General features: G+C 67.3%; 8 protein-coding genes. 6 read left to right on the top strand and 2 right to left on the bottom strand.

Going from position 1 to position 15,295, the window contains the following annotated elements; genetic code table 11:
- Positions 1-56 precede the first annotated feature (56 nt).
- Positions 57-1,493: a PepSY-associated TM helix domain-containing protein gene (locus V5F75_RS18710; protein ID WP_394035525.1), complete on the top strand. Its 1,437-nt coding sequence runs from the start codon at positions 57-59 to the stop codon at positions 1,491-1,493.
- A gap of 78 nt (positions 1,494-1,571) precedes the next feature.
- On the opposite strand, the gene V5F75_RS18715 is transcribed toward V5F75_RS18710, so the two are convergent.
- On the bottom strand, positions 1,572-6,590 hold the full coding sequence (locus V5F75_RS18715) for an autotransporter domain-containing protein (RefSeq protein WP_509212110.1): 5,019 nt from the start codon (positions 6,588-6,590) through the stop codon (positions 1,572-1,574).
- Positions 6,591-6,620: 30 nt separating this feature from the next.
- Here V5F75_RS18715 and V5F75_RS18720 point away from each other — a divergent pair, with 30 nt between their 5' ends.
- Positions 6,621-7,925 carry a hypothetical protein gene (locus tag V5F75_RS18720; RefSeq protein ID WP_509212111.1) on the top strand — a complete coding sequence of 435 codons (1,305 nt, stop codon included), beginning with the start codon at positions 6,621-6,623 and terminating at the stop codon, positions 7,923-7,925.
- Positions 7,926-8,215: 290 nt separating this feature from the next.
- On the opposite strand, the gene V5F75_RS18725 is transcribed toward V5F75_RS18720, so the two are convergent.
- Positions 8,216-10,240: a sensor histidine kinase gene (locus V5F75_RS18725; RefSeq protein ID WP_394037886.1), complete on the bottom strand. Its 2,025-nt coding sequence runs from the start codon at positions 10,238-10,240 to the stop codon at positions 8,216-8,218.
- Between the two features lie 136 nt (positions 10,241-10,376).
- Between V5F75_RS18725 and V5F75_RS18730 the strand changes: the two genes are divergently transcribed.
- The 4 genes from V5F75_RS18730 (at position 10,377) to V5F75_RS18745 (ending at position 15,293) form a co-directional block, all read left to right on the top strand.
- Positions 10,377-11,132: a response regulator transcription factor gene (locus V5F75_RS18730; RefSeq protein WP_394037884.1), complete on the top strand. Its 756-nt coding sequence runs from the start codon at positions 10,377-10,379 to the stop codon at positions 11,130-11,132.
- A 667-nt stretch (positions 11,133-11,799) separates the two neighbouring features.
- A complete protein-coding gene (locus V5F75_RS18735; protein ID WP_394037892.1) occupies positions 11,800-13,371 on the top strand; it encodes an ABC transporter substrate-binding protein in 1,572 nt (523 codons plus the stop codon).
- Positions 13,372-13,435: 64 nt separating this feature from the next.
- Positions 13,436-14,389 carry an ABC transporter permease gene (locus V5F75_RS18740; RefSeq protein ID WP_394037882.1) on the top strand — a complete coding sequence of 318 codons (954 nt, stop codon included), beginning with the start codon at positions 13,436-13,438 and terminating at the stop codon, positions 14,387-14,389.
- Between the two features lies 1 nt (position 14,390).
- Positions 14,391-15,293 carry an ABC transporter permease gene (locus V5F75_RS18745; RefSeq protein ID WP_394037880.1) on the top strand — a complete coding sequence of 301 codons (903 nt, stop codon included), beginning with the start codon at positions 14,391-14,393 and terminating at the stop codon, positions 15,291-15,293.
- Positions 15,294-15,295: the final 2 nt, after the last annotated feature.

Genomic DNA, 15,295 nt, shown 5'->3' on the forward strand with positions numbered 1-15,295 from the left:
AAGCGAATATACGGCCCGCCCGCCGGCCCTTCCTTTCTCCCGGCTTCGTGCGCGAGATGCTGGCTGGCCATTCGGCGCTGGGGCTGGCGTTTGCGGCGTTGATCTACGTCGTCTGCCTCAGCGGCACGCTCGCCGTGTTCGTGAACGAGCTGCAGCGCTGGGAGCAGCCGGATGCACCGGTGGTCGCGCCGGGCCTGAACATCGATGCCATCGCCGCCGTTGTCGCCAACGGCTATGAAAAGGCGAAAGCCGAGGGCGGGGCCCACGACCTGTTCGTCATGGGCCCTGGCGGGAACAGCTCCCGCCTCGCGGTCTATTTCCACGACGACGCGAGCGGCGTCGAGGGCGCGTGGCTTGCGAATGCGCGGGGCGAGCTCGTCACACCCATCTCCGCGCCATGGTCGGAGTTCGTTGCCGAGCTTCACACCGCGCTGCACCTGCCGCGCACATGGGGGCTTCTGCTTGTCGGCCTTGTCGGCGTGGCTCTGCTCTCGTCCTTGATCTCGGGCGTGCTCTCGCATCCCCGCATCTTCAAGGATGCCTTCGCGCTGCGCTGGGGTGGATCGCGTCGCCTGCGGGAGGCGGACCTGCACAACCGTCTTGCGGTGTGGGGCCTGCCGTTTCACATCGCCGTGTCGCTCACCGGCGCATTGATCGGCCTGTCGACGCTGATCGTCGGCGTGCTGGCGCTGGCGGCCTATGACGGCAATTCCGAAAAGGCATTCTCCGCGATTCTCGGGCCCATGCCGCAGGCGGATGACACCCCCGCGCCCGTGCCCGACATCGCCGCGATGGTCCGCCACGTGAAGCTCGCCTCACCCGATGCGGAATTCGTGAGCGCGAACCTGCAGCACGTGGCCACGGCGGGGCAGGTGGTGCACCTGGGCATGAAGACGCCGGGGCACCTCGCCCTGTCCAATGTCTATTATTTCAATGGCGCGGGACAGCCGCTGGGCGATGGCGGCCTGGAGACGGGCGGGGTCGGCCAGCGCATTCTCGGCATGCTGCAACCACTCCATTTCGGCTGGTTCGGCGGCATTCCGGTGAAGCTCGCCTATGGCGTGCTGGGGCTGGCGCTGTCCATCATCGCCTACAATGGCGTCACCATCTGGCTCGTGCGCCGGCGTGACAAGGGGCGTCCGCTGCCGGGCTGGGAAAAGGCCTGGACCGCCCTTGGATGGAGCCAGCCGCTCGCCTTCGCGACGACGGCCCTGGCGTCCCTCGTCGCCGCTGTCCCGCCGTTCTCAATCTACGCCGGAACCATGGTCGCCGCCTTCGCCTATGCCCGGCTCACCAGGGATGCGGCCCAAGCGGGACACGGATTGCGCCTTGCCACGGCCTTGGCGATCCTGGCGGTCGTCGCGGCACATGGGCTGGTCTGGGGCATTCGTCCGGCCGACCCGATGGCAGTCGGCGTCAACGCCGCGCTCGTCACCATCGCGCTTGCCCTGGTGCTTCCGCTATTCGCGAGGGGCTCGGCCACGCGGGGATGATCGGTGAACGCGCGTTGGAAGGCCGTTTGTCGTCATTGGAGCCCCCCGGCGGGGTGGAGCGGCCGGGGGGGCTTGAGTTCAGAACTTGAGTGAGAACTGGGCCGAGAAGGCGTTCTGGGTTGCGGCTGTCGCGAACTGGCCGGAGTAGGTGACGGCGAGGGTCGCCGCGTCCGTCAGGCCGTAGGCGAGGCCGGCGTTGACCAGCAGCGTGTCCGCGGCGATCGGCACGCCGGAGACCGCGAACGGCGTGGCCCCGCCCAGGAACCGCATGGCGGCCGAGGGCGCGGTGTCGCCGAAGGCGTGCTGCCAGCCCAGCGTCACGCTCGGGGTCAGGGCCCGGCCGAACAGCTGCACCGAGGTCGCCGCCCGCACGCCCAGCGTGCTGTAGAGCGTGTCCATGGCGGCGGTGTCCACCGCCAAAGCGGCGCTGGAGAGCCCCTCCGAGAAGGACGCCCCGGCCACGTTCACATAGGCGAGGCCCGCGAACGGCTCGAAGGCGTAGCCGCCGAGCGCGACGTCGTAGCCCACCTCGCCGAAGACCTGCGTGGTGCCGGTGGAATAGCCCGCGCTGGCGTTCTGGCTGAAGCCGGGGAAGGAGACCATCCGGCTGGTCGAGATGTCGTGCCAGCCGTAGGCGAAGCCGCCCCGCAGCGCCCACGCCCCGAACTGCCCGCCGGCGTAGAAGCCGACATCGTAATTGTCGCTGTTGCCGCTGGAGGCGCGGGCATCCACGTCGAAGCTCGAGCGGCTGTAGCCGCCGAACACGCCGGCCCACGCATTGGGCGCGACCGCCACGTCCGCGCCGATGAGGAAGCCGCCGAGGCTGCTCGACACCGAGGCCGCGTTGCCGTTGCCGAAGCCGTTGCCCCAGCCGCCGTAGCCGTGCGCCCACAGGGTCACGTCGAGATCCTTGCTCAGCCGCGCCGTGGCCGGGCCCGCCCCCTGCGCCGCGCGGCCGAGGGCGTCGGGGCCCTCCGCCGCCTGCCGCAGGCGCGTGCCCACCGCCTCGCGCACATAGATGGACTGCTGCTGCAGCACCCCGTCCACCGAGGCGTAGACCTCGCCCGTGAGCGCGTTGAAGGCCGGCGCCACCGCCCCCTCCGGCAGGGAGAGGATGGCGTCGTAGATGGCGTTGCCCGCCCCCAGCGCCTGCGCCGCCACCGCCACCCCGGCCTCGTTCATGGTCCGCGCGTAGGAGATGAAGTCGATGCCGGTGTAGCCGAGCGTCAGGTAGACGTTCTGCGCGTCGTAGCTGAGCGTCGGGTCCAGGAAGGCGTAGTCCGAGGTCACCCCGCCGAAGGTGCCGCTCACGGTCCCGGAGGTGGTGAGGATGGCGACGGTGCTGGACGCGGGATACCGGCCCTTCTCGGCCAGGACCTCGACCGTGGCGCCATTGGAGAGGGTGACGGCGCCGGAGGCGATGATGAGGTCGTGGGCGCCGGCCGGCGTCACGTCCACCCGGTAGACCGCGCCCGCGTTGAAGGCGACCGCGCCGTTCACCGTCAGCATTCCCGGCGAGTAGCCGGGCGCCGCGATGCCGCCCGCGTTCACCGTCAGCCCGCCGATGGTCGCGGTGCCGCCGAGGGTGCCGCCCGCGTTCACCGTGAACGGCGAGGCCGTCACCGTGCCGCGTTCCAGCACCACCGCGCTGTTGTCCACCGCCACCGGGCCCTGGTAGGGCGCGGAGAAGACCACGTTGCCGCCGCCGGTGAAGGTCACCTGCCCGGCGCCGGAGATGGAGCCGGTGAAGGCGTAGCTGTCCGAGCGGTTGAACACCAGGCTGGCGTTGTTCACCACGTCGCCCACGATGGAGCCGGTGGTGCCGCCGTTGCCGAGCTGCAGCGTGCCCGCGGCGATGACGGTGCCGCCGGCATAGGTGTTGGTCCCGGTCAGGATCAGCGTGCCGCCGCCGGACTTGGTGAGCGCGCCATTGCCCGAGACCACGCCCGAGAGGGTGAGGGCCTGGGCCGTGTCCACCGCGAAGGTGCCGCCGCCGCTGCCGTTCGCCGCCGCCAGCGTCACCCCGCCGCCATAGGCGAAGGTGGCGGCGGCGCTGAGCGCGCCCGCCCCGCTGAGCCCCAGCGCCCCGCTGCCGAGCGCGCCCGCCGACGCCGCCCGCACCGTGCCGGAGGCGATGGAGAGCCCGCCCGAGAAGCTGTTCACTCCGCTCAGCGTCACCGTGCCGGCGCCCTGCTGCACCACCCGGCCGGTGCCGGAGATGGCGCCGGAGAAGGTGCTCTCGCCCGAGAGGTCGAACGCCAGCGTGGCGTTGTTCACCACGTCGCCCAGGATCGAGCCGGTGGCGCCGCCGTCGCCCAGCTGCAGCGTGCCCCCCGAGATGGTGGTGCCGCCGGTGTAGGTGTTGGCGCCGGTGAGAACGAGCGTGCCGAAATCGCTCTTCTCGACGCCGCTCGCGCCCTTCAGCACGCTGGCGATGGTGGCGCGCGTGCCCGCCCCCGCCTGGGTGCCGTCACCCACGCGGATGGGCGCCGGCGCGGCGCCGGAGAGCAGGATGTCGCCGCCGCTCACCACATAGCCCGTGTCCACGAACTGCATGCCGAGGGCCGTGACCTGGCCTTGCCCATTGTCCACGTTCACCGTGCCGGGGCCGGCCTGGAACACCGCGAAGCCGCTGTTCCACGCCTTGGAGAGGGTGCCGCTGGCATTGGTCCAGTTGGTCTGCGGGCCCGCCGTCCAGGTGCCGGTGCCGCCCTCGACCGCCTGGGTCGGGCTGGTGTGCGGGCCGTTCCAGAACAGGATCGGGCTGTTGGGATCCTCCACCACCAGGTTCACCTGCCCGGCGAGCGCGGTCTGCATGCTGCCGGCATAGCCGAGCGGCATGGTCCCCACCTCGAGGCCGTTGTCGGTGAGGGCGCCGGTGTAGCGGATCACCCGGTAGATGCCGAGGCCGAAGCCGGTGCTGGCGCTCACGTCCAGCGTGCCGTCCAGCGTCACGTTGCCGTTCACGTTGAACACCGCGCTCTGGCTCACCGCGCCGAGGCCGACCGCCAGCGTCGCGCCGGACGACAGGTCGAGCCCGCCCATGGTCAGCCCGCTCGCCTGGGTGCCGGCCAGGGTGCCGCCGTTGAGCACGTGCACCGTCTGCGCGATGGTGCCGCCGCCGGAGAGCGTCGCCTGGTCGTGGACATAGACATCGCCGGCAAGGCTGCCGTCCACCGCGAGGGTGCCGGCGTTCACCGCGGTCGGGCCGCTGTAGGTGCTGGCGCCCGAGAGCGTCAGGGTGCCGGAGCCGGTCTTGGCGAGGCCGCCGGTGCCGGTGATGGCCCCCGCGAAGGTGGTGCTGGCATTGTTGCCGCCGATGGTGAGGCTGGCGCCGAGCTCGATCCCGCCCGCCCCGGCGATGGAGCCCACCGTCTCCGCCGCCTGCAGCACGAAGCGCGCCCCCGCGGCCACGCTCACCGCGCTGGCATCGCCGATGGCGCCGCCGCCGGTGGCCACCAGCGTGCCCGCCGTCACGTCGGTGGCGCCGCCATAGCTGTTGGCGCCGCCCAGCACCAGGGTGCCGGTGCCGGTCTTGGCCAGGCTGCCGAGCCCGGCGATGGCCCCGCTCAGGGTCAGCGTCTCGGCCTCGTCCACCTCGAACGTGCCCCCGCCGACCCCGCCCACCGGCGTCAGCGAGATCGCCTGCCCATAGCTGAAGCTCCCGCTCGCCCGAAGCGTCCCACCCCCCGAAAGCGCCAGAGAACCACCCCCCAACGCACCCCCGTCATAAACCTGGACCGTGCCAGCCGACACGCTCGTGCCGCCAGAGTAAGTGTTCGCACCCGCCAGCCTCAGCGTGCCCCCGCCCTGCTTCTCCAGCTTGCCGGTACCGGAGATGACGCCGGCGAAGATCACGTCGTCGGCGCGGTTGAACACGAGCGTGCCGTTGTTCACCACATCGCTCGTTATGGAGCCCGAGGTGCCGCCGCCGCCAAGCTGCAGGGTGCCCGCCGTAATGGTGGTGCCGCCAGTATAGCTGTTTTCGCCGAGGAGGATCAGCCTGCCGTCACCGGTCTTTTCGAGGCCGTCGGAGCCGATGATCCCCACGGAGATGCCGGCGGACGAGAAGGCCCCCACCACATTCACCTTGGGCTTCGCCGACGCATTCGCCAGGGTGAGCTGATCGCCCGCGGAATTGGGCGCGATCTGGTAGCCCGAGGTGATGAACTCGAGCCCCTTGGCGACCACGGCGCCCGCGCTTGTGTCCACCCGGACGATGCCGGAGGTGCCTGCGAACGCGGCGGCCTTTCCGCTGGCCCACACGACATGGCTGGTTCCGCCGGAATTGGTCCAGTTCGTGGTGCCGGCGGCACTCCAGGTGCCGAAGCCGCCAACCACGGCAGACGTGCTGCCGTCCGTCGTGGTCCCGTTCCAATAGAGTATCGGGGTGGCCACTTCCAGAAGGAGCAGCTTATTCGTGGTGTCGACGCTGACCGCGTAATCGAAATCCGACGGCCCGCTGATGTCCGAGAATCCAGAGCCGGAAATAATGTTCCCACCATAACTGGCCAGCGTATAAGTCCCTTCCGCCAGCTGTCCCTTGACGGGGATATAGAGTGTGCCCTTGTACTCCAAGTCGTTCTGAACCGTGAGCAAAGGGGTCGCCGTCGGCGAGAGGAGGGTGACGAACAGAAACGATCCGGTGTTCAAATTCAAAGAACCGCCGGTCACGTTGATGGCTGGCATTCCTTGCTGCGCAGTCAACACCAGCCGGCCACCGCTGTTCACGATGAGCGAGCCCTGGATGGTCTGGGTGCCGCCGGGATAGACGTGCGTCAGCGTGCCTCCGGTGTTGACAGTGACGGTGCCGCGCAGCGTAGCCGGGCCCAAGCTTCCAAGCCGCGCAGTTCCTCCATCGATCGTCCAGGCGATATCGTCAGTGCCGCCCTGGGTTCCCATCAGAGCCCACGTCCCGCCACCGGTGATCGAGACAGCCTCGAAGGACTGGAACTTGGTGCTGCCGCCCGCACCACCATCGAGTTGCGTTAGGTCGAACAAGGCGGCACCGGAGCCGGCGAGCCGAAGCGTGTCGTTGCCGCCGCCGACCACATTGCCTGTGATCTGGGCATAGCCGGAAATGGACGAGTCGCTCATGAGGGTCAGAACGTTCGTTCCGCCCGTGAAGTGGATCGCATTGGCCCGCGTGACACCGAAACCGTCAAGACCGCCCGACACAGCCGAGCCCGCCGCGAGGGTGATCGACAGGCTGCTACCCGAAATTCCGACGCCGCCCACTCCCGCATTCGTGGCATCGCCACCCGCGCCGCCGCGCACCTGCGCACCCGCAGCGAGGGCGATCGAAAGGTTGCTGCCCGCTATGCCGACGCCGCCCGCCCCTCCTGTGTAGAGGCTGTTCGCTCCGCCGGCACCACCTGCCACGACAGCGAGATTCTTCAGGTCGAGGGCGAATGTATCGCCTCCGCTGGCGTTATCCACATAGATGCCGCTGCCGCCCGCGCCCCCCACGCTGCCCGCGCCATCGCCCCCCGCGCCGCCCTGGCCGCCAAGCACGCCGCCATTGATGGTCGCGGCCCCGAGCGCGACGCTGGAGATGAAGAGACCGCCACCGCCTGCCCCGCCCTTACCGGCGCGGGCCGGCGGGCCACCGGAACCGCCGCCGCTGCCCCCCGCCCCCCCAATAACGGAAGTTGTCAGCTCGCCGAGGTTCCCACCCCCGACCACGATGGCGCCGAAGCCACCACCGCCACCACCACCCCCGCCGCCGGCCGCAACACTGAAACCGCCGGAACCACCCGCTCCGCCATTCACGCTGGCGGTGGGCAGCGCGCTCCCGAAATAGCCGTGCCCGCCGCCGCCGCCGCCGCCACCACCGCCACCGGAACCGCCGCTGACACCACTCTGGCCGTCGGCGTTGCCGCCGCCGCCCGCACCGCCCGCACCGCTGGTGGAGACGCCGGAGCCGCCAGCGCCGGAAGTCCCACCGCCGATCCCGCCCGCTCCACCTCCGGCCGAGGTGCCACCAACACCCGACGCCGACGTGCCATCGTACCCCCCCTGCCCGCCACTGCCGCCGCTGGTGGCGGCACCGCTACCGCCGCCACCGCCGCCACCACCGCCCGAGCCACCACCACCGCCACCGCCCGGACCGCTGCCAAGATTGCGACCCACGCCGCCGTCACCACCCGCACCACCCGCTTCGACAGGAATCAAGATCCCCGTGGGCGCTGCGAACGCCGGGGCCACCGCCGCCAGCGAGAGAGCCAGGGCCGGCACCAGGGCCGAGGTGAGCAGCAGTCCACGCCGGATGGATGCCCGATCGGCACCGGCATGCCTCGGGGTCATGAAGCCCGCGCCAACATCAAGCTTCCGCCGTCCGCCCAAGACATTTCCCGGCACCATGACTTCCCCCGCGCTCAGTCCGCCGCCACCCGGCGCGTCCTCGCGAACGCACCTCATGCGCCAACATGATACCGCCTCACGCGGCTTGTCAGCACCTCACGGCCATTGAGCACAAGTATAGATAAGCCCCTGGGAACCAATAGAAATCAATTGTTACGAATGTAACGCCCCGCAACGAATGTAACAGAATCCGTTGCCTTTGCGTCACAGCGCGCGCCAAATCGCGCAGCCAGGAGATACAGGGACGGCGCGCGCCCCGAAGGACCACGCGGAACTTGCCCGCCGGGATTTCCGCCGTTTCCACGGGAAATAGAGAGAGTCGAATCGCGTCTCGCAATCCGGCGCAGACTCGCGAATACTCAGCCGCCGTGCAGCGGCAGGGTCATTCGAACGCAGGTGCCCTCGTCCTCGACACTTTCGACATCCACCGTTCCGCCATGGGCCTCGGCGATCTTCGCGACGAGCGGCAGGCCCATGCCGGTGCCGTCCGCCCGGCCGGTGTTGGAGCCGCGGAAGGCGCTGTTAAATACATGCGGCAAATCGGCTGCGGGAATGCCGATGCCCTGATCCCGAACCGAAATGACGATGCCGCTTTCCGCGCTGGTCTTGAGCGCCAGCGTTACCGCCGCCTCGCCTTTGAGGGCAGTGTATTTCACCGCGTTTTCCAGAAGGTTCAAGACGGCCAGCTCAAGCATGCCCGCATCCGCGCGGATGCGCAGATTGGCGACGGCCAGCGGCATGTCGAGGCGAATGGCCGGGCCATTGAGGAGGTCGCGCGCCCGCTGGTGTGCCGCCAGCAGCACCACACCGAGCGACACCGAGGCGAACTGCGGACGAAAGGAGGCTCCTTGCAGCAGGCTGCGCTCCAGATTGACTTCAAGGATGCCGACCAGCCAGCTGATTGACCGGCGCACCCTCTCGATGCGGCTGCGGTTCGCTCCGTCATCGCCTGCGAGGGACAGGCCGATGCTGTCGATATCGGTGCGGATGGCGGCAAGCGGCGTGCGATATTGGTGCGAGACCACCTCCATGAAGCGCACCTGCCGCCGCTGGGACTGCTGCTCCGCATTCAGGGCGTCCTCGGCGACCCGACGCGCCGCCACCAGTTCGCGCGTTCGCTCCTCGACCAGCCCCTCCGCGATCCGCTCGGCCTTCTGGGCTTCTTCGAGCAGGCGGTCCTTCATGCTGCTGTTCAACGCCTCGGCGGCGCGCAGCCGCACGGCGAGCGCCCCGGTCAGCAGCATGGTCTGCACCAGGCCGGCGACGCCATAGCTGTTGTGAACCCAGTTCGGGACCCCTGCGATGCCAAGCCGTTGCAGCATCGAGAGGAAGATGCCGATGAAGATGGCGCTGAAGGCTGCGGCCGTCAGCCGGCTCGCCGCGCCCTCGCTGTTGGCGTAGCGCAGGCCCGCGCCCATGTTGAGCGCGCCGACGAGAATGCTGAGCGACACACCGAAGCTGCCGAAGGCCGCGCCCTGCTCCAGAAAGGCGCGCAGCACGCCGATGGCGCCGATGACGGCGATCCCGAGATAGATCCGGTGCAACCACGGGCTCCGGCGCTTCAGGTCGAGGATGCGGTCGTAGGCCAGCGCGCTCGCCGCAAGGCCGGCCCAGGCATTGAAGCCGAGGAAAATGTCGTTGGCCGCTCCGTTCGTGGGAAACAGATAGACGTGGCTGTAGCCGAGATTTCCGAAATATATGAGCATGATGCCAAGCGTGCTGAACGCCAGCAGCGGATACTCGATCCTTCTGTCGAAATAAAAGAAAACGAACTGTATTATGACCAGGGCACCCATCGCACCGAACCAGACACCGAATACACTGGATCTGGAAACGCTCTCGTATGAATAATCATCCACCGGCGTGAGAGAGAAATTGATATGAACGGAAGATGTCGGACTGACGATTCGGATGAATACCATCGTCGTCTTTCCGGCGGCGAAATCCAGCCGCACGGCATCCTCGATGTTGGATAGGTTGTTGCGCGATGGCGGGCGGTGATCGCCCGCCTCGTATCGCGTATAATCCTCCGCCCGCCCGCCCATGCCGGGCATAGCCGTGTAGACATCGATGAGATCGAGGAAATTGGGCGTCAGCGAGAGCACGCCCTGCGTATCGCCCGCGGCAGGCAGCGACAGCCGCACCCAGGCCGCATGGCGAATGAAGCCGAAATTGACGCCATCACCGACGACCGGACGAAAGGCCGCCTGCCGCTCCGGATCGAGAATATCGGCGAGCGACAGGGCAGACGTCGGGTCCTCCAGAATCGCAATGTGCCCCTTGAGGGCGGGAAGTCCCGCAGCGTCCGGCAGGTCGTTCGCCCGTCCGGCGGCGGGAAACAAGAACAGCGTCAGGAACGAGAACAGCAGCAAAAACTGCGTCATGAAACAGAGAACCTTCTCGCGGCTGCGGCCCACCGGGAGAAACACGGAATGAAACCCGCCCACTTGTGCCAATTCAAGCACCCCTGATATGGTCGCCCACGAAAATAGGAATAATCAAGCATAATCGTGGATTGCGATGCAAGCCTTGACGCCAGATAAGGACAGCACCGCCGGGCTTCGGCCGAGCATCATTCTTGTCGAAGATAATGATGTTCTACGGAAGAGCATATCGGAGTATCTACGCCTGCGTGGCGTGGATGTAACCGAGGCTGCCTCTGGATCGGAATGCCGCACCCACTTGATCCATGGCAGTTACGACATTGCAGTTCTCGACGTGAACTTACCGGATACAAGCGGATTTGATCTGGCGGCCCAGCTCTCGGCCCTTGGCGACATGGGTATCATCATGCTAACCGCCCGCGCCCGGCGCGACGACCGGATACACGGCTATCAGCAGGGCGCGGACCTTTATTTCATGAAGCCGGTCGACAGCGAGGAACTGGCCCTCGCCATCACCAACCTCACCCGCCGCACGCGGCGGTCCGACACGGCGAGGACGCAGCCCCCCGCGGCCGAGGAAATTCCCGCCGCGCCTCACCTGGTTCTGGACCGGCGGCGCCACACCCTGCTCGCGCCGGACGGCACGCTCCTCAGGCTCTCGCCGCGTGAGACCCTGTTTCTCGAATATCTGGCGCAGCGGCCGGGAATGACGGTGTCGCGCGACGACATCGCCGCCATATTCGGCAAGACGGAGCTGTCGGCGGAAAGCCGGATGATCGACGCCGCCCTCACGCGTCTCAGGGCAAGGTTTCGGGCGGCGGGATTGGAACTGCCCATTCAGGTCATCTATAACGCCGGCCTCCGCCTGACGCGCCCGATTGATCTGGATTGATCGGGCCTGTGACCCGGGAACCTTGCCCGCGCGCGACAGGCGGCCAGACATTTTCCCGGCAAGTGGTGACGTTCCCCTGAGCCGTTCGGCCGTTGCGGCACGCGTGCCCCAACAGCAGCGCCGGCGGGATGCCGCGCATTCGAGCCGGCCTCCAACCCCCACGGAAGACCGCCAATGTGGGCTGCAGCCGGTTCTTTGGGCACGAAGACAAGTCCGTGACCGATGAACTGGAGAACGGCTGTAACGAGACGGACGTTCAGCCGCGCGTCCTCGATCGGGCGTTCACGCACTGCTCACCGACCTTCAACAGCGTTTCAGAGCCCACTCAAGGGCCCGTATCGCCCGCTCCGACAATGCGGCACAGCCCGTTCGCACCCGATATGCGCCGCGCGGATTGCATTCAATATCAACTGGAAAGTGCCGATAAATACCACACTTGCATGCAAACTAAGCACGTCCATTCTGCGGATGGCAGGCGCCGGAGGCGGGGCAAAATCAGTACAATACCCTTAAACTCACTGTTATTTTTGAAGGTTCGAAAATACATCCTTTGCCAGCTTTCAAATGGCACACTGCATGCAAACTCCATGGCAGCAACTGCGTGGAGATGGACGATATGCGTGGACGTAAGAGAGTGGCGGGCTGGCTGGCGGCCGTACCTGTCGCCATGATGCTGTGTGGCGGCGCGTATGCGGAAACTGTTGCCCGCTATGGCATCTCAATGGCCGATATTCCCCTCACCACCGGCCAGCCGGACCGTGGCGCGGGCGCCTACCAGTTCACCGGCCACACCCTTTACGACCCGCTGATCGCCTGGGAAGCCAATGTGGGAGACCGCCCCGGCAAGCTGGTGCCCGGCCTCGCCACCGCGTGGGAAGTGAACCCGTCCGACCAGACCAAGTGGGTCTTCACCCTGCGGGACGGTGTGAAGTTCCATGACGGCTCTGATTTCAACGCCGATGCGGTGATCTGGAACCTGGACAAGGTTCTCGACAGCAAGTCCCCGCAGTTCGATGCCAAGCAGGCCGCGCAGGTGGTGCCGCGCATTCCCTCCATCGCCTCCTATCGCAAGATCGGCGACAACAAGGTCGAGATCACCACCAAGGCGGTGGACGCGCTCTTCCCCTATCAGCTGCCGTGGTTCCTCATTTCCAGCCCCGCCCAGTGGGAGGCCGTGGGCCGCGACTGGAACAAGTTCGCCAGCACCCCTTCCGGCACCGGCCCCTTCAAGCTGGACAAGCTGGTGCCGCGCGAGCGTGCGGAGCTCGTGAAGAACGACGCCTATTGGAATGAAAGCCGCAAGGCCAAGACCGACCGCATCGTGCTGCTGCCCATTCCCGATGCCATGACCCGCGCCAACGCGCTGCTCACCGGCCAGGTGGACATCATCGAAACCCCGCCGCCGGATGTGCTGCCGCAGCTGAAGGCCAACGGCTTCTCCATCGTCCAGAACGTGACGCCCCATGTGTGGCCCTATCACTTCTCCACGCAGGAGGGTTCGCCCTGGGCCGACATCCGCGTGCGCAAGGCGGCCAATCTTGCTGTCGACCGCGCCGCTGTCGTGGCGCTGCTGAGCGGCCTGGCCACGCCCGCCAAGGGGCAGGTGGATGTCACCAGCCCGTGGTTCGGCAAGCCCGAGTTCGACATCAAGTATGACCCCGCGGCCGCCAAGGCCCTGATGAAGGAAGCCGGATACAGCCCGGAGAAGCCGCTGAAGGCCAAGGTCATCATCGCCCAGGGCGGCACGGGGCAGATGCTCTCCCTGCCGATGAACGAGTTCATTCAGCAGAGCCTCTCGGAAATCGGCATCGATGTCGAGTTCGAAGTCGTGGAGCTGGAAAACCTCTATCTGCACTGGCGCGCGGGCGCCAAGAACGAGATGAATGCCGGCAAGAACATCACGGCCATCAATCTCGGCTATGTCACGGCCGACCCGTTCTACGCCATCACCCGCTTCGCCTATTCGGGTTACGTGGCGCCCAAGGGCGTGAACTGGGGCGGCTATTCCAACCCCAAGGTCGATGCGGCCATCAACAAGATCCAGACCACCTTCGACACGAAGGAGCAGGATGCGCTGCTCGCCTCCGTTCACCAGAACATGGTCGACGACGCCCTGATGCTCTGGGTGGTGCATGACGTGAACCCGCACGCCCTTTCCCCCAAGGTGAAGCAGTTCATCCAGGCCCAGCACTGGTTCCAGGACCTCACCACCATCGGCATGGAAACGGCCAAGAAGTGATCTCCCGCCCGTGACCGAGACGGGGCCGGCGCACCATGCGCCGGCCCCATGAGGGAAAGCTGCCATGCTGGCCTATGTGCTGAAACGCGTTCTGTATTCCATTCCCATTGCCCTTGGCGTGACGGTCATTTCCTTCATGCTGGTCTATCTGGCGCCAGGCGACCCGCTCAACGCCATCGCCCCGGCGGATGCGCCCGAGGAAGTCATCAACGCCCTGCGTGAAAGCTACGGGCTCGATCGACCGGTCGTCGTCCAGTATGCGTTGTGGCTGCTGCATGCCGTGCAGGGAGACCTCGGCACCTCCATCGCCTCCGGCCGGCCGGTGGTGGCGGAAGTGATGAAGGCGGTGGGCAATACCCTGCTGCTGGCGGGCGTGGCGGCGCTCATCGGGGTGGTCATCGGCTGCGTCCTCGGGGCCGTCGCCGGCTATTTTCACGGCGGCTGGATCGATCGCATGGCGACCGGCTCTTCCGTGATCGGCGTGTCCATTCCCCATTACTGGCTCGGGCTGGTGCTCACCATCTGCCTGTCCATCTGGCTGCCCATCTTTCCGGCCATGGGCGCGGGCCCAGGCGGGTCCTCCGCATGGCAATGGGATTGGGAGCACATGCGCTATCTGGTGCTGCCGGCGCTCACCCTCGCGGTCATTCCCATGGGCATCATCACCCGCACGGTGCGGGCGCTGGTTTCCGACATGCTCCAGCAGGAATTCGTCACGGCGCTGCGCGCCCGCGGCCTCTCCGGCCGACGCATCTTCCTCCACATCATCAAGAACACCGCGCCGACGGTGCTGGCGGTGGCGGGCCTTCAGGTGGGCTACCTGATGGGCGGCTCCATCCTGGTGGAAACCGTTTTCGCATGGCCCGGCACCGGCTTCCTGCTGAATGCCGCGATCTTCCAGCGCGATATTCCCCTGCTGCAGGGCACCATCCTGGTGCTGTGCATGTTCTTCGTGGTGCTCAACCTGCTGGTGGACATCCTGCAGCCCCTGATCGACCCCCGCATGGGGAGAGCCTGACATGACCGCCCTGACCCAACTTCCCGTCGCGGCTCCGGTCCCGCCCGTCGAGGTCGCCCCGCCCAGCCGCAGCTACTGGGCCATGGTGTGGCAGCGCCTGAAGCGCGACCGCATGGCCTGGATCAGCGGCGCCGTGCTGGTGCTCATCATCGGCGCCGCGCTTCTCGCCCCGTGGATCTCGCCGGCAGACCCCTACAAGGGCTCCATGATCCGCCGTCTCCAGCCCATCGGCACGACGGGGCACCTGCTCGGCACCGATGAGCTGGGACGCGACATGCTCACCCGCCTCATGCATGGCGGGCGCCTCTCGCTGCTCATGGGCGTGGTGCCGGTGCTGGCTGCCTTCGTCTTCGGCTCGCTCATCGGGGTGTTCGCGGGCTATGCGGGCGGGCGGGTCAACATGCTCATCATGCGCTCGCTGGATATCTTCTACGCCTTCCCCTCCGTGCTGCTGGCGGTGGCGATTTCCGGCGCGCTCGGCTCCGGCATGAGCAACTGCCTGATCGCGCTCACGCTGGTGTTCGTGCCGCAGGTGGTGCGCGTGGCGGAAAGCGCCACCACCCAGGTGCGCAAGCTCGATTACATCGAGGCCGCGCGCATGAGCGGCGCGGGGGCCTTCACCATCATCCGCGTGCATGTGCTGGGCAATGTGCTGGGGCCGGTGTTCGTCTACACCACCGGCCTGCTCTCGGTGAGCATGATCCTGGCCTCGGGCCTGTCCTTCCTCGGCCTTGGCGTGAAGCCGCCGGAGCCCGAATGGGGGCTGATGCTGAACACGCTGCGCTCGGCCATCTACGGCAACCCCTGGGTCGCCGCCCTGCCCGGCCTGTTCATCTTCGCCACCTCCATCGCCTTCAACCTGCTCGCCGACAGCGTGCGCTCCGCCATGGATATCCGGGCATGATG

This window comes from Xanthobacter albus, from assembly GCF_043194895.2.
In the GTDB taxonomy this organism is placed as follows: domain Bacteria; phylum Pseudomonadota; class Alphaproteobacteria; order Rhizobiales; family Xanthobacteraceae; genus Xanthobacter.